This is a genomic window from Edaphobacter sp. FHG110511_03 (assembly GCF_059115365.1).
Window position 1 is genome coordinate 1,966,058 of record NZ_JBZYWL010000001.1, and the last position, 19,987, is coordinate 1,986,044.

At 59.4% G+C, this 19,987-nt stretch carries 13 protein-coding genes; 9 read left to right on the plus strand and 4 right to left on the minus strand.

Annotated features, from left to right (window positions below):
• Positions 1-6: 6 nt before the first annotated feature.
• The 4 genes from AC5S26_RS07930 to AC5S26_RS07945 all read right to left on the minus strand — a co-directional run bounded on the left by AC5S26_RS07930 (position 7) and on the right by AC5S26_RS07945 (position 5,460).
• Entirely contained in the window at positions 7-2,466 is a 2,460-nt protein-coding gene (locus tag AC5S26_RS07930) for an ABC transporter permease (RefSeq protein WP_494184305.1), read from the minus strand.
• 105 nt (positions 2,467-2,571) lie between these two features.
• A complete protein-coding gene (locus AC5S26_RS07935) occupies positions 2,572-4,113 on the minus strand; it encodes a tannase/feruloyl esterase family alpha/beta hydrolase (protein WP_494184306.1) in 1,542 nt (513 codons plus the stop codon).
• A gap of 170 nt (positions 4,114-4,283) precedes the next feature.
• On the minus strand, positions 4,284-4,745 hold the full coding sequence (locus AC5S26_RS07940) for a GyrI-like domain-containing protein (RefSeq protein WP_494184307.1): 462 nt from the start codon (positions 4,743-4,745) through the stop codon (positions 4,284-4,286).
• Positions 4,746-4,842: 97 nt separating this feature from the next.
• Positions 4,843-5,460, minus strand: coding sequence for a superoxide dismutase (locus AC5S26_RS07945; protein WP_494184308.1), 618 nt, complete (start codon positions 5,458-5,460; stop codon positions 4,843-4,845).
• A 216-nt stretch (positions 5,461-5,676) separates the two neighbouring features.
• On the opposite strand from AC5S26_RS07945, the gene AC5S26_RS07950 reads away from it, so the two are divergent.
• From AC5S26_RS07950 to AC5S26_RS07990, 9 genes are all read left to right on the plus strand, one after another.
• Positions 5,677-8,115 (plus strand): glycoside hydrolase family 15 protein, encoded by a 2,439-nt coding sequence (locus AC5S26_RS07950; RefSeq protein WP_494184309.1) that lies wholly within the window; start codon positions 5,677-5,679, stop codon positions 8,113-8,115.
• A 110-nt stretch (positions 8,116-8,225) separates the two neighbouring features.
• Positions 8,226-10,229 carry a transketolase gene (gene tkt, locus AC5S26_RS07955; RefSeq protein ID WP_494184310.1) on the plus strand — a complete coding sequence of 668 codons (2,004 nt, stop codon included), beginning with the start codon at positions 8,226-8,228 and terminating at the stop codon, positions 10,227-10,229.
• A gap of 198 nt (positions 10,230-10,427) precedes the next feature.
• A complete protein-coding gene (locus AC5S26_RS07960) occupies positions 10,428-11,282 on the plus strand; it encodes an oxidoreductase (protein WP_494184311.1) in 855 nt (284 codons plus the stop codon).
• Between the two features lie 81 nt (positions 11,283-11,363).
• Entirely contained in the window at positions 11,364-12,269 is a 906-nt protein-coding gene (gnd, locus tag AC5S26_RS07965; RefSeq protein WP_494184312.1) for a phosphogluconate dehydrogenase (NAD(+)-dependent, decarboxylating), read from the plus strand.
• A gap of 27 nt (positions 12,270-12,296) precedes the next feature.
• The gene (zwf, locus tag AC5S26_RS07970; RefSeq protein WP_494184313.1) at positions 12,297-13,853 is read left to right on the plus strand and encodes a glucose-6-phosphate dehydrogenase; all 1,557 of its coding nucleotides are present in this window, start codon (positions 12,297-12,299) and stop codon (positions 13,851-13,853) included.
• 81 nt (positions 13,854-13,934) lie between these two features.
• Entirely contained in the window at positions 13,935-14,720 is a 786-nt protein-coding gene (pgl, locus tag AC5S26_RS07975; protein WP_494184314.1) for a 6-phosphogluconolactonase, read from the plus strand.
• Positions 14,721-15,770, plus strand: a complete 1,050-nt coding sequence (gene glk / locus AC5S26_RS07980) for a glucokinase (protein ID WP_494184315.1) — start codon at positions 14,721-14,723, stop codon at positions 15,768-15,770.
• Positions 15,771-15,860: 90 nt separating this feature from the next.
• Positions 15,861-18,455, plus strand: a complete 2,595-nt coding sequence (locus AC5S26_RS07985; protein ID WP_494184316.1) for a M1 family metallopeptidase — start codon at positions 15,861-15,863, stop codon at positions 18,453-18,455.
• Positions 18,428-19,717: an MFS transporter gene (locus tag AC5S26_RS07990; RefSeq protein WP_494184317.1), complete on the plus strand. Its 1,290-nt coding sequence runs from the start codon at positions 18,428-18,430 to the stop codon at positions 19,715-19,717. Before AC5S26_RS07985 ends, AC5S26_RS07990 begins: the two co-directional genes overlap by 28 nt.
• Positions 19,718-19,987 lie beyond the last annotated feature (270 nt).

Genomic DNA, 19,987 nt, shown 5'->3' on the forward strand with positions numbered 1-19,987 from the left:
GTCGGCTTATTCCGCTCGCAGTGCTTCCATGGGCTCGATCCTTGCGGCGTGCCGGCATGGAAGGAATGTCGCTGCGGTGGCTGCGGTCAGGAACAGGAGCATGACCGGGAAGATGACGCCAGGGTCGGTCATCGCGGTTCCATACAACAGGGCGGCGAGGCTTTTGCCGATCCCAAGGCTTGCCAGCCATCCGAGGAAGAGCCCGGCGAAGACAGGAGTCATGACCGTGCCCAGCATCAGCCAGTAGATGCTCTGGCGTGATGCTCCGAGGGCCATGCGAATCCCGACCTCCTGCGTGCGAGCCTGAACGACATAGCTGAGGGTTCCGTAGATTCCGAGAAGAGCGAGGAGCAGGGCGGCGGCGCCGAAGGCGATGAGGATGGCCGTCTCCATGTGCTCGGGTGCAAGAGAGTCGCTGACCTGGGAGTCGAGAGTGTGGACGCGGGCGATGGTGACGTCGGAGTTGTAGCTCCAGATGGTGCTGCGCACCGCTTCGATCATCAGCGAGGGTTCCTGTGAGCCGCGCACGAGAAAGTAGGTGGCTCTTGGTGGATCGCCCCAAAAGGGCAGGTAGACCATGTTGACCGGCGCTGCGCGAAGGGAGTTATTGCGGGCGTCGGCCACGACACCCACAACGGTGGACAGGGTTCCATTGCGCTTGAACTGACGCCCGACCGCCTCCCGATCGGGCCACACCGCGCGGGCGGTGGTCTCGGAGATGACGGCGTTCAGGGTGCCGCGGTCATGCTCGTTCAATGCGCGGCCGGCGACCATCTTCTGCTGCAGGGTGGTGAAGTAGTCTGGAGCGATCCAGCGGTAGTTGGCGAGCGCGTGCGTCTCTGCGCTTCCGTCAGTGGGGACGACACCGTCGATCCAGGTCTCGCCTTCGAGCAGCATCGCGCTGGTAAGGGATGCGGATTGCACTCCTGGAAGCGCGCGCAGTTTGGCGAGGACGCCTTCGTCGAAGGCGATGCGGCCGGCTTCGTTGAAGGCGTTGCCCCTAAGCAGGACGTCGGCGGCGATGACGTGGTCGCTGGAGAAGCCTTTGTCGAAGGTAGAAAGGCGGATGAGGCTCTTCGCAAAGAGTCCAGCGACCAGCAAGAGGGTTGCGCAGAAGAAGACCTGTGCACCGACGAGCCAGCGGCGGAGCGTATTGGTCCAACGCGCGCCGGTTGCGCGGCCACTGCCGTGCAGGACCTGGTGAGGCCGTACACGGAGCAGGCGCAGTGCGGGAAGCACGCCGAAGAGGAACGACGCGCCGACGGTGAGTGCCACGGAGAGCGCAAGCACCGCGGGGTTGAGGGTGATGGTTCCCAGGCGCGGAACTGCCAGCTGCGCGTAATGCGAAAACCAGCGCACGGCAGCGAATGCGAGAGCTACACCCAGGGCTCCGCCGATGAGCGAGAGAAGGACGACCTCGGCCAGGGCGTTTTGCAGCAGGCCAACCGAGGAGGCTCCGAGGGCGGAACGAACCGCTGCTTCGCGGTCGCGGCTGGCAAAGCGGGCGAGCTGGGCGTTGGCGAGATTGACGCATGCGATGAGAAGGACGCTGGCGACTGCGGCGAGGAGGAGCCAGAGCCGTGCGGCCGTCTTGCCTACGATGGCCTCTTTCAGAGGCTGCACATAGGAGGAGAGCGCGCCTCGCGGATCGCCCTCCATCTGGCCGGGCGGGACCTGCCGGACGATATCGTCGGCGATGACGTTCAGCTGCTCCTGGGCCTGCGAGATCGAGACGCCGGGCTTGAGATGGCCGATCGCCACATAGTTGCCGAAGTCGCTCATCCATCCGAAGCTTTGCAGGGGATTGAGCACCAGCGGTGCGATTACCTCAATCTCGGGCAGCTGGCGTGCGATGGAGGAAGAGGCCAGCTCATTCGCCTTGGGGAAGTAGAACTCACGCGGAAGCACCCCAATAACTTCGGTTAGCGTTCCGCCGAGGTTGACGGTCTTGCCCAGGACGTCGCGATCGCCCTGAAAGAGGCTCTGCCACAGGCGCCAGCTGATGAGGGCGACGTTCTGATGGCCCTCTGTCGCCTCTTCCGGAAGAAAATTGCGGCCAAGGATGGGCTGGACTCCCAGAACGTCCAGCAGGTTTGGTTGTGCGATCACTCTTCCGATGAGGGCTGGGTGGTCGCCGGCTCCTCGGCTAATTCCGATGAAGTTGGCCTGCAGGAGGCTCATGTCGCTGAAACTGTCGGCGCGTTTTTGCCAGATGCCGAAGTGGCGGGCGTTGGGACCGGTGTAAGGGAAGTTTTTTCCGAGGAACCGTACCTTTTCCCAGACGGCGACCAGCCTGCCGCTGTCTCGGTAGGCGAGCGGCTTCAAAAGGACACCATCGACGACGCTGAAGAAAGCTGTTGTCGCCCCGATGCCAAAGGCCAGGGTGAGGATGGCGGTTATGGCAAAGCCGGGCGACTTCCGCAACTGCCTCCATCCGTAATGGAGGTCCTGAAGGATCGACTGCATGGCGTCTCCTTGGCGGGAGAATTTTAGCGGTTTTGTCTTGAGATACGTGGATTTGCAATGGGATGTTCCGGGGACTTTTTGAGGTTCAGTTCGAATCAGTAGGGCTCACGGCTTGGCGCAGGCGAAGTTTGCGGCGTCGTCGGTGCTTCCGCTGCCTTTGTACTTTGCGACCTGCGGGTAGGGGCAGAGGGGACGGGTTCGGTCGGCTTTGGTGGATGGCGCGTTTGCTGGGAAGTGACTGGCGATGATCGCGCCGGAGATTTTATTGTCTTCGACCCAGGAGGCGAGAGGAGCGTCGAGGTCGAACGTGTCTGGGCCGTCGCCGCCGAAGCAGTGTTCCATGCCGGGGGCGAGGTAGAGGCGCATGGATTGCGAAGCCGTGGGTCCGGCGGCCTTGAGGACGGCGTTGTAGTAGTTGATGGTGTTCTGCGGTGAGATGAGGCCGTCGGAGAGCCCGTGATACAGGATGAGCTTTCCGCCGTGTACGAAGAAGGGCTTGAGGTTGGGGTTGGTTGCGGTGAGCGTTCCGTTGTCGATCTTCTCTGCGGTGGCGATGTCACTGTCGAAGTTGAGGGTGCCTGGGTCCCACTTGGGATTTTTGAAGACGATGTATTTGAAGTGGGAGGCGGCGATGGGAAACTCTGGCACGGTGAAGGCGTACCATGTGACTTCGCTGCCGGGCTCGAGGCCCGGGTAGATCTTTTCGTGGGTGCGGGGATTGACAGGGCCGGCGTAGATCTTGCGCGCGGCTTCGACCTGCTCGGGGGAGAGACAGGCGGAGGTATCGGCGCCTTTGCATTGGGTGACCGCGGGATCGAAGCGGCAGGAGAAGGGGTCTCGAATGACCCCATCCTTGACGCCGTCGGATGCGTCGCAGGCATCGAGGGCGGCCTGATGGAGGATGGGGAGCTTCTCTTTCGGCAGATTGCTGGCGGGCGTGAGATGAGCGGCCCGTTCGATCCATATGGCGCTGGCCAATTGACGCTCCATGTTGGACGCGGGAGCTCCGGAGATGATGCCGTCGAAGTCGGCGGGATAGCGTTGCGCCGCCATAAGGCCCTGCCTTCCGCCGGAGGAGCAGCCGTCGAAGTAGGATTTTTTAGCGGGAGCGTCGTAGAAGGTGGCGACGATGGCTTTGGACTTCAGGGTCGTTTCGTGGACGGAGCGATAGCCGAAGTCAATGACCTTTTCGGGATGGCCGAGGGCGAAGCTGGCGTCGGGTATGGGGCCCTCGTGACCGGTGTCGGTTCCGGCCGCGGCGTAGCCTTCGCGTACAGCGTCTGCCATGAAGTGGATCCAGGGGGCCCCGGAGAAGGCTCCGTTGCCGACGACCATCAAGCGACGGTTCCAGTTGGAGGTCGGCATCCATACTTCGAACTTGATGACGGAGTCGGGAACGGGAGAGATGGTGCCGGCGACGCGGCAGAAGGAAGGCAGATTCGTGAGGGGGCCGCCGGGAGTCCCGTTGTCGATGGAAGTGAGGTCGCCTTCTTCGACGCGTGCGAGGGTGATGGTGGTGTTGGGAAGCTTGAGGCTGACGAGACTTTCGCAGATCTCTGCGGAGCCGGATGTTGCGGCGAGAAGAAGGATAAGAGGGAGAGCGTTGCGTGCGACTCGCACGCGTGCAGCGAGTGATCTCAGCGGCATGGTTTCTCCAGTGGCGAGGATTTTAGCATTGGAGATTTAAGGGATGGTTCTTGGGTCGGATGGGTGGTTTGAGGACAAGATCAGGGTTCTCGCTTTGCACATTGCTCCATTCTGCGAAGAGACTGCGCGGATGAGGACCCGACGCGTAGATCGGAGTGCGCTCCGAAGCGCTACTTCAGGAGGTAGATGACTGTCGTCTCAGTGTCGGCCGGATCCGGCGTCGGATCCCCGTAGATCTCCCATGAGTGCCCAGCGGATTTCCTTTGGTTCGCCTCGATCCATTTTTCGATCGCATCGTGTGCTTCGTTCATGCGGTTGTATGGCCCGCAGTGAATGGCGACAGCAGCTTCGCCCCCTGGCGTTTCGGTCGCGTATACCTCGCCGACCGTTTCAAATGTGCGCGTGACTTCAACACCGAAGTCGCACAGGATTTGCGCGCCCGGCTGTTTCGGGTGGTGGTAGAGGAAGATGTTGTGGCCGTCGGTCCGCAGCTCTGGCTGGCTGCGAAGGAACTCCCAAATCTCGTCCAGCGCAGGCCTCCATGCCGAGCCAACCGCGCCCGGCGCGACCTCTCGCCGCACCGCAGCCAGTTTGCGGGGGTGAACAGTCTGTACGTTGACGGAGAGCGGCATTGGTTGATGCTAGACCAAAGCGTGATCCAGATGGGAGTGAGAAGAGGCTGCCTGTGGGCAGCCTCTTCTAGTCTTTTCGATGTTATGAAGGATGAGTTTACTTGTAGGACTTTGCGGTCTCGAAGCGCTTGTTGATCTCTTCCCAGTTGACGGTATTCCACCAGGCGGCGAGGTAGTCGGGGCGCTTGTTCTGGTACTTGAGGTAGTAGGCATGTTCCCAGACATCGTTGCCGAGGATGGGATAGTGGCCTTGCGAGAGGGGGTTGTCCTGGTTGGCGGTGGTGACGATCTTGAGCTTTCCGCCCTCGACGATGAGCCAGCCCCAGCCGGAGCCGAACTGTTTGGCGGTGGTCTCGTTGAACTGCTTTTTGAAGGACTCGAAGTCGCCGAAGTCGGCTTTGATCTGTTCGGCGATGGCGCCGGTGGGCTCTCCGCCGCCCTTAGGCTTCATAATCTGCCAGAACATGGTGTGGTTGACGTGCCCGCCGCCATTGTTCTGCACAACTTTGCGCACATCTTCGGGGATGGAGCTGAGGTCCTTGATAAGATCTTCTGGAGATTTTTTGCCCAGCTCGGGGTGTTTTTCGACGGCTCCGTTGAGATTGGTGACGTAAGCCTGATGGTGCTTGTCGTGATGGAGCTTCATGGTCGCTTCGTCGATGTGGGGCTCGAGTCCGGCGTAGTCATAGGGCAGAGGGGGAAGTTCGTAAGCCACTGTATCTCTCCTGTTGTGCGGTTCGTGCCGGCCGTCGTCGTATAGGGCCGGGTTCAGGTTGTTCAGATGCCTCTGGCGCCGAGAGCGATGCAAACCGGCGCGTTCGATCCATAATATTCGTGACCTCGGCCATCATAGCGCAATCGAAAGAATTGATATGTCGTTCACGTTGCGAGAGTAGTACGACAGGAAGGAATTTGCGTTCTAATAACACCTATGAGCACGGCTTCTGAGATCTACCGTTGGTTAGAGGATGATGGCCCGGCGTTTGGCGCACCCGGCCTTGAGCCCCGTTGGACTTCAAGCAGGAAAGACGCGGTAGGAACAGCGTATTCGGCCTCGAGCCGGGTCTGGTACACGCTTTCGCACGGCATTCTGAACGAGATCTATTTCCCGACCATCGATCGTCCGCAGACGCGCGATATGGGATTGCTGTTCAGCGATGGTGAGACCTTCGTGCATGAAGAGAAGCGCGATCTGGACTACGAGTTCGAGTATGTGGATGGCGCAGCGCTGGCGCTAAGGGTGAAGACGAAGGACCGCGGTGGAAGATATGAGGTGACGAAGGTCTTTATTTCGAATCCGCACTTCCCCGCAGTCCTGGTGCATGTGAAGGTCGAAGGCGACGAAGAACTGCTGAAACGGCTGAAATGCTATGCGCTGCTGGCACCTCACCTGAACGGTGGAGGAGCAGGGAATTCAGCCCGCAGCATGGACGTTGCGGGACGACGGTGTTTGCTGGCATGGAAGGGGAACACCTCGCTGGCGATGGGAGCCGATTGCGGGTTTACGCGATCGTCATGCGGATACGTCGGCACGAGCGATGGATATCAAGACCTGTTCGACGACATGCGAATGACATGGCAGTTCGGCGAGGCGCTGGATGGAAATATCGCGGTGATGGGCGAGATCGATATCGCGAAGAATCCCGAGTTCACGATCGCGCTCGCCTTCGGCGATGGGCATCACGCCGCCCTTGCGTGCATGATGCAGAGTCTGGCGACGCCGTTTGAGGATCATCTGAGGCGATTTCTGGTGCAGTGGGAGAGAGTGAAATCGTGGGACCGGCTGGCTGATGGGGCAACGGATGGAGGATGGCTGGCGAGGATCAGCCAGAATGTTCTGCTGACCCATGAAGACAAGAGTTTCTCAGGTGCGTTTATTGCATCGGCCTCGATTCCGTGGGGAGCGTCGCGGGGAGATTACGATCTGGGCGGCTACCACCTGGTGTGGACGCGTGACATGGTGCAGACGGCGTCGGCGCTGTTGGCATGCGGTCGTGAGGATACGGCTCTGCGCGCTTTGGTCTATCTGGCCTGCACACAGCGGCCGGATGGAAGCTTCGCGCAGAATTTCTGGATCGATGGAACACCATACTGGCAAGGCATCCAGCTGGACGAAGTGGCGTTTCCCATCATGCTTGGGTGGCGCTTATGGAAGGCAGGAAGGCTGGGAACGTTTCAGATCTTTCCTTTTGTAGAACGTGCGGCGAGCTTTCTGATCAAGTATGCCCCGATCACGCAACAGGAGCGGTGGGAGGAGGCAGCAGGATATTCGCCTTCGACGCTGGCCGCTGTGATTGCAGGATTGATCTGCGCTGCTGACATTGCGCGAGCGCACGCTTCGCTGGAGCTGGCAAGTTTTCTGGAAGGGTACGCCGACTGGATCGAGGCTCATCTGGAAAAGTGGACAACGACGAACGACGGTGTGCTGCATCCAGAGGTGAAGCGCTACTATGTGCGGATCCAGCCGCCGTGCCCAGGAGAGCCGTTCCACGATGACAGTGTTCCGGTGGGATCTTTCCGGATTGCCAATCGCGGCCCGGGAGAGAAGAACGTCTTCGAGGCGCGGGAGGTGGTTGATGCCGGGTTTCTGGAGCTGGTGCGATATGGAATCCGGAGGGCCGACGATCCATTGATCGTGGACTCTCTGAAGGTAATCGATCACGTATTGAAGGTAGACACGCCATTCGGTCCATGCTGGCGAAGATATAACCATGACGGTTACGGCCAGAGGAAAGATGGCGGCCCCTTTGAAGGCTGGGGACAAGGACGGCCCTGGCCTCTGTTGACAGGAGAGCGGGCACACTACGAGCTGGCAGCGGGAAAGAGCTGTAAGACCCTGACGACGGCGATTGAGCAGTTCAGCTCAAAGGGTGGCATGCTGCCGGAACAGATCTGGGATGAGGCTGATCTGCCTGCTGAGCGTCTGTTTCTGGGCCGATCAGCGGGCGCGGCGCAACCATTGGTATGGGCTCACTCAGAGTATCTGAAGCTGCTGCGGTCTCTGTCCGATGGTGAGGTCTTTGACAGAATTCCTGTTGTTGCCGAACGCTACGCGGTGGCTCCAGAGAAGAGAGTGATTTCGAATCATCTGGAGATCTATACGACGGGGCGGCCTGTGAGGTCAGTGCAGGCGGGACATACATTGCGCATTGTGGATAACGGCCACTTCCGTGTGGTGTACACGAAGGACAATTGGGTGACGGTGGAGGAAGCGGTCTCGACGATGGTGAGCGCGTCGGGAGCCTACGCGGATATTCCCACGGATGTTAAACAGACCGGCAAGATCATTTTTACTCAGAACTGGCCGCAGGATGGGCAACCCGACCGATGGCTGGGCCGGAATATTGAAGTGGAGATTGTGTCCTCGTAGCGGGGATGCGGGGAGGGCGCTTGCGCCTGTACACTGGGTAGGGTATTCGTCCTAAAACGAAAATTACGCGAATCGAGCGCCAGGAGCGCGCCGAAGAGGAAAAGAAAAGAATGAGCGAACAGCAGATTGATCAGCAAAATGCGCTAGACCAGCTCTCCATCAATACTCTCCGTTTTCTTGCCGTGGATGCGGTGGAAAAGGCTAAATCGGGTCATCCCGGCGCCCCGCTGGGCTGTGCTCCCATTGCTTATCTGCTGTATCACAAGCTGATGCGTTACGATCCGTCCGATCCGAAATGGATCAACCGGGATCGTTTTGTGCTGTCGAACGGACACGCCTCGGCTCTTCTGTACGGTGTTCTGCACCTCGCAGGTTACGATCTCCCGATCTCACAGTTGGAGCAGTTCCGCCAGTGGGGATCGCACACTCCGGGACATCCGGAGTATGGCGAGGCCCCGGGCGTTGAGGTAACGACCGGTCCTCTTGGGCAAGGATTTGCAATGGCCGCTGGGATTGCAACTGCGGAGAAGCACCTGGCCGCCGTCTACAACCGCGACGAGCACGCGATTATCGACCACTTTACCTATGCGCTGTGCGGCGATGGCGACCTGATGGAAGGCATCTCGCACGAGGCAGCTTCGTTGGCGGGGACGCTCGGTCTGGGCAAGCTGATTGTGCTGTATGACGACAACCTGATCTCGCTGGACGGACCGACGGAGTTGAGCTTCACCGAAGATGTGACGGAGCGCTTCCACGGCTATCACTGGCACGTGCAGATGGTGGACGACGGCAATGACCTTGTTGCACTTGAGGCGGCAATCAAGGCTGCGCAGGCTGAGACGACCAAACCCTCGCTGATTCGTGTGCGCACGGTGATCGGCTACGGCAGCCCGAAGGCAGGCACGAGCAAGGTTCACGGCGAGGCTCTCGGGCCGGACGCGACAAAGGCGACCAAGAAGAATCTCGGCTGGCCTGAGGACAAGAGCTTCTATGTTCCTGAGGAAGCCGCAAAGAACTGGGGTCAGGCCAAGGAAAAAGGCAAGAAGGTTCACGCGGAGTGGCAGAAGGGATTCGAAGAGTACAAGAAGGCGTATCCGGAACCCGCGGCTGAGTTCGATCGCGTAATCAAGGCGGAGATGACTAATGGCTGGGAGAAGAAGATTCCTACTTTCCCGACCGACAAGGCCGTCGCAACGCGCAACGCGGGCCAGATAGTGATGAACGCTCTCGAGCCGGTGGTCCCGGAACTGTTCGGTGGCGCGGCCGATCTAACCGCTTCGACCAAGACGATTTTCAAGGATTCGCCGAGTTTTCACGTGGACCCGAAGGGCCGCAATGTGTTCTTCGGCGTGCGCGAGTTCGGCATGTGCGCGATGGTGAATGGCATGGCGGCGCATGGCGGATTGATTCCGTTCGGCTCGACATTCTTCACCTTCTCGGACTATGCGCGCAGTGCGATCCGCATGGCGGCGATCATGAGCGTGCACTCGCTATTTGTCTTCACGCACGATTCGGTGGGCCTGGGCGAAGACGGCCCGACGCACCAGCCGATCGAGCAACTGATGTCGCTGCGCCTGATTCCGCAGTTGACCGACTTCCGCCCTGCGGATGCGAACGAGACAGCTGCGTGCTGGCAGCAGGCGCTGGAGCGTAAGAGCGCGAGCTGGATGGCGCTGTCGCGGCAGGATCTTCCGGTGCTGGATGCGGAGAAGTACAAGGTGCACGAGGGAGTGAAGAAGGGCGCATATGCTCTGGACAACTCCGGCAAGGACATCATCCTGATCGCGACCGGATCGGAGGTCTCGCTGATCATGAAGGCGGCTGAAGAGTTGAAGGCTGCCGGCATCAACGCGAGCGTGGTTTCGATGCCAAGCTTCAAACTGTTCGACGAGCAGGACGAGGCTTACAAGGCCAGCCTGTTTCCGGAGAATACGCCGAAGCTGGCAGTGGAAGCGGGAGCGACGCTGGGTTGGTACAAGTATGTTGGCCATAACGGCGGAGTGATCGGACTGGATCGCTTTGGAGCATCGGCCCCTGGGCCAATTGCATTGGAGAAGTTGGGCATCAGCGTTGCGCATGTCGTCGAAAAGGCAAAACAACTGGTGAAGAAGTAAAGGCCGGGGCGAGAGGGAATAACCTTCTCGCCCTTTGTTTTACGGGATGCATCCGCGTCCGATTCTCGGTGGCAAGCATCCAAAGGAAGACGATAAGGAACGCGTTTTCGGTTGAAGGTGCAGGTTCTTCCTCGAGAAGTTCCCTTTGGAGCGGGTCGCCGTTCTTGTATTAAGTCGCCCGAACGTTGAGGAGATGGAATGGCAGAGACAGGCAAGTCGCGCACCTGGTTCATTACGGGGAGCTCGACCGGCTTTGGCCGCCTGCTGGCCGAAGAGGTTTTGAAGGCCGGTGAGAACGTAGTAGCGACTGCGCGCAAAGTAGAGCAGATCGCCGACCTTGAACAGAAGTATCCGGCCCAGGCGTTGGCCCTTCCACTGGATGTGACGAAGCAGGAGCAGGTGGACGGCGCGGTAGCGCAGACGCTGGAGCGATTTGGCCGCGTGGATGTGCTTGTCAATAACGCGGGATACGGGGTGACAGGCGCGATTGAAGAGGTCTCCGACGCAGAGCTGGAGCCGATGTATCAGGCTAATGTTTTTGGACTTTTGCGTGTGACGCGCGCCTTTCTTCCGCAGTTCCGCAAACAGCGGAGCGGACATATCCTCAATCTGTCGTCGATCGGCGGACTTGCCGCCAGCCCCGGATGGGGACTCTACCAAAGCACGAAGTTTGCAGTGGAAGGTCTGTCGGAGGCGCTTGCCCAGGAGGTCGCGCCCCTAGGGATTCGTGTCACCATCATCGAGCCGGGCCCATTTCGCACGGATTTTCTTGGGCGCTCGGGTGTGGAAGCTGCAAAGCGGATTGAGGACTACAGTTCTACTGCGGACAATGCGCGCCGGTATCGCAGCGATCAGCACGGACGGCAGCCAGGCGATCCGTTGAAGGCGGTGCAGGCGATGATGGAAGTTGTGAATTCCTCGAATCCTCCTTTGCGCCTGCTGCTGGGAGCCGGTGCGCTGAAGCGCGTGCGGCAAAAGATGGAAGCGTGGCAGAAGGAGATGGCTGCCTGGGAGCCGGTGACGGTTGGCGCAGATTTTCCGGAGGGCAAGTAGGGCTCCGATTTTGAAGATGCGCGAGTGCGCGTAAGTGTTCAATAACGGCATTGCCGTTCAGCTGAAAGGGAAGATGAAGATATGGAACTGGGATTAATCGGACTCGGCAAGATGGGCTTCAATATGGCCGAGCGATTGAAGCTGGCCGGCCACAAGGTTGTCGGCTTCGACTTCAACAAAGATGCGACGGCGAAGCTGACCGAGGGGGGCTCGCTGGGCGTGAACTCTCTTGAAGATCTGGTGAAGAATCTTCCGGCTCCGCGCGCGATCTGGATCATGGTTCCGTCGGGCGATCCAGTGGATCAGACGATCGCAAAGCTCGAAGCTCTGCTTGAGAAGGGCGACACGATCATCGATGGCGGCAACTCGAACTATAAGGACACACAGCGGCGCCATACTGAAGTTACGAAAAAAGGGTTTGAATATATCGATTGCGGAACCTCGGGCGGAGTGTGGGGCCTGAAGGAGGGTTACAGCCTGATGATTGGCGGCGACAAGGCTCCGGTGGAACGGCTGAAGCCGATCTTCCAGGCGCTGGCGCCTTCGCCCACAGAGGGTTGGGGCCATGTAGGGCCTTCGGGCGCGGGACACTTCGTCAAAATGGTGCACAATGGCATCGAGTACGGCCTGATGCAGGCGTACGCCGAGGGCTTCTCGATCATGAAGGCAAAGCAGGAGCTCGGGCTTGATCTGACCCAGATCTCGCATATCTGGCAGAAGGGCTCGGTGGTGCGTTCGTGGCTGCTGGACCTGACGGCAGCTGCGCTGGACAACAACCCGACGCTGGCCGGGCTGGAGGCATGGGTGCCGGATTCAGGCGAAGGCCGGTGGACGGTGACCGAGGCGATCGACCTGAATATCTCGGCGCCGGTGATTACGGAATCGCTCATCCGCAGATTGCGGTCGCGCGAGGAGAACAACTTTACCGATCGCATGATCTCGATCATGCGCGGGGCCTTTGGCGGACACGACGTCAAGAAGGCTTAACCTGGAGAGAGTGTAAGGAAGATCGATATGGCTACGACACAAGTTCAAGTGAATCCCGATAAAGCGGCAGCGGCTCGCAGCAATGAGCGCACACCCGATCCATGCATTGTTGTGATCTTTGGCGCCTCGGGAGACCTGACCAAGCGCAAGCTGCTGCCTGCGCTCTACCACCTGGAGCAGGCCAAGCTGCTGCCCAAGGATTTCGCAGTAGTCGGCGTGGCGCGACGTCCGCTGGAGAAGAGCTTTGCCCCGGATATGAAGGAAGGGATCATCTCTGGCGGAGGCGTCGAGGACAACGACCCGAAGCTGGCCCCCTTCGTGGACCGTGTCCAATACCATGCAATGAACTTCGACGATGCGGCTGGATACGACGCGTTGAAGAAGAAACTGACGGAGCTGGACGGCAAGTTCAAGACTCAGGGCAACCGCCTGTTTTATCTCGCGACGGCGCCGGAGTACTTCTCCGACATCATCAACTACCTTGGCCAGAACGGCATGGCGCAACCGGAGCCCGACAAGGACGGCAAAGCTCCCTGGGTGCGCACGATCATCGAGAAGCCGTTCGGGCACGATCTCGAATCTGCTCGCGCGCTGAACGATGAGGTGAACAAGGTCTTCAATGAAGACCAGATCTTCCGTATCGACCATTACCTTGGCAAGGAGACTGTTCAGAACATCCTCGTCTTCCGCTTTGCAAATGGCATCTTCGAAAATGTCTGGAACCGGAACTACATCGACCATGTCGAGATTACTGCCGCCGAGTCGATCGGGATCGAAGGCCGCGGGCCGTTCTATGAGCAGGCCGGCGCTTTGCGGGACGTTGTACAAAACCACGTGATGGAGCTGTTGAGCTTCGTTGCGATGGAGCCCCCGGTCTCGTTTCAGGCCGATGCGGTTCGCGCGGAGAAGGTGAAGGTATGGAAGGCGATATCTACGATCCATCCCGCCGACACGGTTCGCGGGCAGTATGGCCCGGGCACGGTGGATGGCAAGTCGGTTCCAGGTTATCGACAGGAAGACCGCGTGCATCCGCGCTCGCAGACCGAGACCTACGCTGCTCTGCGGCTGGAGATTGAGAACTGGCGCTGGGCGGGGGTTCCGTTCTATATCCGCGCGGGCAAGCGGTTGCCGAAGCGTGTTACCGAGATCACGATCCAGTTCAAGCAGCCGCCGATGCTTCTGTTCAAAGGCGGAGAGTGTCACGACTCGAGCGCGATCAAGCCGAACCTGATCTCGATGCGCATTCAGCCGGACGAGGGTATCTCGCTGCGATTCGGAGCGAAGCTGCCTGGGCCGAGCATGGACATCAGCCCGGTGCAGATGAACTTCAGCTATGCGGATGCCTTCGGCAAGTCTTCGGCCAATGGCTACGAGCGCCTTCTGCTGGACGCCATGCTGGGCGACGGCACCCTGTTCGCCCACCGCGACGGTGTAGAGGCAACGTGGGCCCTGATGACTCCGATTCTGAAGGCCTGGGCGGAGACTCCTGTGAAGGACTTCCCGAACTATGCCGCAGGCACGTGGGGTCCATCTGCTGCAGATGCGCTGCTCGAGTCCGAGGGACGCAAGTGGCGTAAGCTCTAATCTCATCGGTCCCCGGCGTTGCATGCCGACGCCGGGACCGGAACCTTCCGCAACATCAAATCACATCGAGTCACCGAGAATATGCCGCGTTCTTCGATTGTTACCTACCGTGTTTTTCCTACCCCGGCCGAGGTTGCGACGGCCGCCGCTGAATTGTTCACCACAGCTGTAACGTCTGCTGCGAATGTGCGAGGAATCGCTCGAGTTGCAATCTCGGGAGGAACGACACCGAAGGCGATGTTTGCCCTGCTCGCATCCGAGCCGTTCCTGAAGCGGGTTCCGTGGGACAAGCTGGATCTTTATTGGGTGGACGAGCGTTGCGTGGGGCCTGAAGATGCCGACTCCAACTACCGCATGACGCGCGAGGCGCTGCTTTCTAAGGTGCCTTTGCCTGCGGAGCGGATTCATCGCATGGAGGGGGAATTGAAGCCCGAGGAGGCCGCGGCGCGTTACGAGGCGGCGATCCGCAATGGCTTCCGGCTGGAAGGGGCGGAGACGCCGACCTTCGATCTGGTGCTGCTGGGCATGGGAGACGATGGCCATACGGCCTCGCTCTTTCCTCACACCGAAGCTCTCAACGAGATGAGCCACATTGTGGTGGCCAATCATGTTCCGCAGAAAGATACGTGGCGCATTACGCTGACCTGGCCGGTGATCAATCAGGGCAGGGAGGTGGCGTTCCTGATCGAGGGCGCTGGTAAGGCGCAGGTGCTGCATGAAGTGTTTCAAGGGGCGTATCAGCCGGAGACGTACCCATCGCAGATCATTCGTCCGGCAAGCGGAAAGCTGACGCTCTTGCTCGATACGGCGGCAGCCGCTAAGCTGCCAGAGCCGGCAAATGGCGTCGGAACTCTGGAGCTGAACTAAATGATTCTTGCTGGCGATGTTGGCGGTACCAAGGTCCACCTTTCTCTTTACGACTTTCAGGGCGGCAAACTCCACCCGCTGCGCGACGAGAAGTTTCCGGCAAGCCAGTTTGCCTCTCTCGATGAGGTCGTCAACAAGTTCCTAGTGGGCAATGGAACCGCTCCCGCGACGAACCGAGCGGAGATTCTTGCGGCCTGTTTTGGATGTCCGGGGCCGATCCGCGACGGCAGGCTGAAGTTGACCAACCTGCCCTGGATTCTTGATGTGCGCGATCTTTCGCGGTCACTCTCCATCCAACATGTCTTTCTGATCAACGATCTGGAGGCCAACGGCTATGGAATTCCAGAGCTTGCCCCTGACAAGATTTACACGCTGCATGAAGGCGATCCCGACGCTACGGGGCATCGCGGGCTGGTCTCAGCGGGCACGGGATTGGGGGAAGCGCTTCTGATCTGGAACGGGGAGAAGCATAATCCGATTCCATCCGAGGGTGGACACTGTGACTTTGCCGCGCGCTCCAATCGCGAGATCGCGATGCTGGAGTACCTGCGCAGTACGCTGAAAGGGCGCGTGAGCTTCGAGCGTATCGTCTCGGGGCAGGGAATCCAGAACGTCTATCGCTTTTTGCGTGACGTGGAGAAGCTGGATGAGCCGAACTGGCTCTGCGACCGCATGGCGGGCGAAGATCCCAACGTGGTCATTGGGGAGTGCGCAGAAGACGGCTCGAGCTCTATCTGCTTCGAGACGATGAAGACCTTCGCTTCGGCATATGGCGCGGAGGCAGGGAACCTGGCCCTGAAGGCGCTGGCGACGGGAGGAATCTACCTGGGCGGCGGCATTGCGCCGAAGAGGTTGAAGACGCTGCAGAATGGCTTCTTCATGCAGGCCTTTCTCGACAAGGGGCGCATGTCTGCCTTACTCCAGTCGATTCCGGTGCGGATTATTCTGGACGATACCTGTGCTCTGTTGGGTGCAGCGGCCTATGCCGAGGCTCGTGCAGCCGAGATGTGCGGGGTCTCAGAGCGTGCGGCTTCGATGAAGCAGGGCTGAGCAGCGTCCCTTTCGTCACAAAAGTTCCCGGTTCAAAGCGTCTTTCCATGAGGAATAGCCACATGTGTTGGGTATTCTTGGAAGATGCTTTTGAACCTATCTCTACGTTGTGCGGCTCTTACTGCCCTTCTCCTGCTTCCCGTCTCCGCTCTGCACGCACAGCGTCTTCCGGGCGGCGTGCATCCGGAACACTACTCGCTGGCCCTGACGCCTGACCTGAAGGCGGCTACATTTGCGGGGGAGGAGACGATCGACGTTACGCTGGATGCTCCGAGCAAGACGGTCACGCTGAACGCGGCAGAGATCAAGTTTCTCTCGGTGAAGGCTGGTTCGCAGATTGCGGAGGTCTCGCTAGACGGCGCGAAGGAGCAAGCGACGTTTACCTTCCCGCAGGCGCTTCCTGCAGGAAAGCTGATGCTCAGCATCAGCTATACGGGAATCCTGAACGATAAGTTGCGCGGCTTCTATCTTTCGAAGACTAAGGCTCGCAACTATGCGGTCACGCAGTTCGAGCCGACCGACGCGCGCCGGGCTTACCCGAGCTTCGATGAGCCGGCTCTGAAGGCGACCTACGATATCGCTCTTACGGTCGATTCCGGAGATACGGCGATCTCAAATACAGAAATCGTCTCAGACAAACCCGGCCCTGTGGCGGACAAGCACACAGTGAAATTCGCTACGACGCCGAAGATGTCGACCTACCTGGTGGCGTTCCTGGTCGGCGATTTCAAGTGCACCAGCGGCAAGGCCGATGGCGTGCCCATCCGCGCCTGCTCGACGCCCGACAAGGTGGCGATGACGAAGTTTGCCCTCGAGAGCGCGGAGTACATCCTTCCGTATTACGACAAATATTTCGGGATCAAATATCCCATGCCGAAGCTCGACATGGTTGCATTGCCGGACTTCGAAGCGGGCGCGATGGAAAACTTCGGCTGCATCACCTATCGCGAGACGGACCTACTGACGGATGAGAAGACCGGCTCGATTCCGGCGAAGAAGCGGGTTGCGATCGTCGTGGCGCACGAGATGGCGCACCAGTGGTTCGGTGACATGGTGACCATGCAGTGGTGGGACAATCTGTGGCTGAACGAGGGCTTTGCCAGCTGGATGGAATCCAAGCCGGTGGCGAAGTGGAAGCCCGAGTGGAACTTTCCGCAGGACGATGCCAGCGACTTGGACGCGACGATGAATCTCGACTCGCAGAAGACCACGCGCACGATTCGGGCCAAGGCTGAAACCCCGAACGAGATCAACGAGATGTTCGATGGGATCGCCTACGGAAAAGCGGGAGCCGTGCTGGGGATGGTGGAGAACTACCTGGGCGAGGAGACCTTTCGCCAGGGAGTCCACAACTATCTCGCAGCGCATCTTTATGCCAACGCGACTGCCGAGGACTTCTGGAGTGCGCAGACATCGACTTCGCACCAGCCTGTCGACAAGATCATGCAGAGCTTCGTTACCCAGCCCGGGGTTCCCCTGCTCACGTTCTCTGAGCAGAGTGCAAACGGGGCTCCAGTGGCGCAGAGCGGCTTCTTCCTTTCAGGAGCGACAGCGGATTCCTCACAGCGCTGGACGCTTCCGGTCTGCGTCAAGACCGCTGAAAAGCCCATCTGCCATCTCCTGACGGAGAACGATGAGACACTGCCGCTTCCGGCGGATGCGACGCTGCCCTTCTTCTATGCCAATGCGGGCGCGAAGGGTTACTACCGCACGGCTTATGCTCCCTCGCAGGTCAAGGCCATCATCGCAAAGGCCGAGACGGCGCTGACTCCGCAGGAACGAATTGGATTGCTGGGGGATCGCTGGGCGTTGGTTCGCTCGAACAAGGCCGATCTGAGCGGTTTCATGGATCTCGTGCTTGCCCTCAAGAACGACAAGAATGGCGAAGTGATGGAAAGCGCTCTCGCGAAGGTGAAGTGGATCGATTCGCGGATGGCAACCGATGAGGATCGAACCCGGTTGGCGGCTGTCCTGCGACGCGAGCTCGATCCGGTTTATGCCGAAATGGGGCATCCCATCCACGGCGAATCTTACGACCGTCAACAACTGCGTGCGGAGTTGATGGAAACGCTGGGCAGGGCAAATGATCCTGCTGTGCTTGCGGAGGCGAAGGAGTTGACGGACCGTGCCTATGGAGAGGGGTCCCGGAAGGAGAGGGGACTCGATCCGATGCTGACGGACGCAGCTATCTCGGTGACCGTGAGTCACGGAGATACCGCCTTGTACGACAAGGTGATGGCAGCAAGCAAGGACAGCAGCGATCCGGGGTTGCAGTCGGAGGCTTTGCGGAAGCTTGCGTTGTTTACCGATCCCGCGCTGGTGACGCGGACCATGGACTATGTAGTCTCGGGTGAAGTAAGGAACCAGGACAGCTGGATTCCAATCGCGATTCTGCTGTCGGGGCGCGATACGCGAGAGACCACGTGGGATTACATCCAGAAGAACTGGGATAAGGTGCATGCGCAGCTGACCACCAACTCCGGCTCACGCATTGTGGGCGCGACGGGCTCGTTCTGCTCTGTCGAAAAGCGGGATGAGGTTGCCGGTTTCTTCGCGACGCACCAGGTGGACGCGGCTGAGCGCACATTGGCCAAGGCGCTCGACAACATCAACGACTGCGTGCGTCTTCGCGCGGCGCAGGAGCCGAATCTGCAGCAGTGGCTCGCGAGTCAGAACAAACCGTGACCGTGTCGGTAGATGTAAGCGAGAGGAAACAGGCGTCTCTGATTCGCCTTTGGGCCCCGGCCGTGTCGATGACGCTACTGGGACTGCTGAGCTATGTGGATCGCAGCGTGCTCGCGATTCTGAGCCCGACGATTCTCTCCTCGCTGCACCTCTCGGCTACGCAATATGGCTATGCCATCCTGATCTTCAGCCTCTGCTATATGGTTGCGAATCCCATCTGGGGTTTCTGGATGGATCGGGCAGGTCTTTGGGTTACGACTCTGATCGCCGTCGCCATCTGGTCGATGGCCTCCGGTAGTCATGGCCTCATGATGGGCTTCGCGGGAATGTGTCTTGCGCGAGGGGTTCTTGGTTTCGGCGAGGGCGCGACCTTTCCTGCGGGACTGAAGACCGTCACCGAAACGCTTCCAGAGGAGAAGCGTTCCTTCGGACTCGGGATCGCGTATAGCGGAAGCTCTCTGGGCGCAGCCCTGACACCTTTGCTGATCACTCCGGTCGCGATACGCTGGGGCTGGCGCGCCGCCTTCGGCGTGACCACGGTGCTTGGCCTGTTATGGATCGTTCTGTGGGCGCTGCTGCGAATCACCGGCTGGTACGCTACTCCTTCAAACGCTGCCGCAGCGGAAGCACAGCCCCGATCAGAGGCGAGTGAGTCGCGCTGGAGCCGCAATCTCTTCGCGGCTGCGGCCGCTTATGGCCTGGGAGCCGCGCCTCTGGCCTTTGGACTCTATGCCGCGCCGCTGTATCTGACGCGAGTGATGCACCTGAGCCAGGCTTCGCTTGGTCACCTTCTCTGGTTGCCGCCTGCGGGCTGGGAGGCGGGCTATCTTGTCTTTGGGAGGCTTGCGGATATCAGGCGCCGTCACGATAGGGAGCGTGGCACCTCGCGTCGACCAGGATCGATCTTCCTGCTGCTTTCCGTGGCGGGATTTCTGATCATGCTTGCGCCGATGGCGGCCCGGAGCGCAGCGCCGGTTGGAGCAACGATGCTCCTGTTCTTCCTGCAGATGTTTGTTGCGGGCGGCTTCGTCGTCTTTCCGCTTGCGGATGGGATGGCGGTGCTGCCGAAGGAGCACTCGGCGTTTCTGGCTGGGTTCAGCATCTCGGCCTGGGCGCTTGTAACTGGATTGCTGATGCCCCTGCTGGGACATATGTTCGATCACCAGCGCTATGGGCTTACGTTCTGGCTGGTGGCATGTCTGCCTCCGCTGGGCACGTTGCTGTGGTGGATTCTGGCCAAGCGAGAGTTAGATTCAATATAAGGTCTGACCTTTGGCACTTTCCGTCTTCTCAAGAGGTAGAGAAAGACTCGTTCATTGACGTCTTTAGCGGTCTGACCATCTATCCAATTTTTCAGAGGGATCCAATGAGACCTTGGACGTCTTAGAAGAGGGCACCATTTTGTCCTGTATCTCCTTTGAGAATGGAAGTTACCTGTCTTTATTTTTCTCCTCAAAAAATACCGTAAATCTCTCTTGACAGATCCGGTCTCAAAAGTGGATTCTTACCGACGCAATCAAAATTGGTCAGAC

Coding starts and splice junctions, on each gene's coding strand:
- AC5S26_RS07930 (WP_494184305.1), bottom strand. CDS start 2,466: ATGCAGTCGATCCTTCAGGACCTCCATTACGGATGGAGGCAGTTGCGG.
- AC5S26_RS07935 (WP_494184306.1), bottom strand. CDS start 4,113: ATGCCGCTGAGATCACTCGCTGCACGCGTGCGAGTCGCACGCAACGCT.
- AC5S26_RS07940 (WP_494184307.1), bottom strand. CDS start 4,745: ATGCCGCTCTCCGTCAACGTACAGACTGTTCACCCCCGCAAACTGGCT.
- AC5S26_RS07950 (WP_494184309.1), top strand. CDS start 5,677: ATGAGCACGGCTTCTGAGATCTACCGTTGGTTAGAGGATGATGGCCCG.
- tkt (WP_494184310.1), top strand. CDS start 8,226: ATGAGCGAACAGCAGATTGATCAGCAAAATGCGCTAGACCAGCTCTCC.
- AC5S26_RS07960 (WP_494184311.1), top strand. CDS start 10,428: ATGGCAGAGACAGGCAAGTCGCGCACCTGGTTCATTACGGGGAGCTCG.
- gnd (WP_494184312.1), top strand. CDS start 11,364: ATGGAACTGGGATTAATCGGACTCGGCAAGATGGGCTTCAATATGGCC.
- zwf (WP_494184313.1), top strand. CDS start 12,297: ATGGCTACGACACAAGTTCAAGTGAATCCCGATAAAGCGGCAGCGGCT.
- pgl (WP_494184314.1), top strand. CDS start 13,935: ATGCCGCGTTCTTCGATTGTTACCTACCGTGTTTTTCCTACCCCGGCC.
- glk (WP_494184315.1), top strand. CDS start 14,721: ATGATTCTTGCTGGCGATGTTGGCGGTACCAAGGTCCACCTTTCTCTT.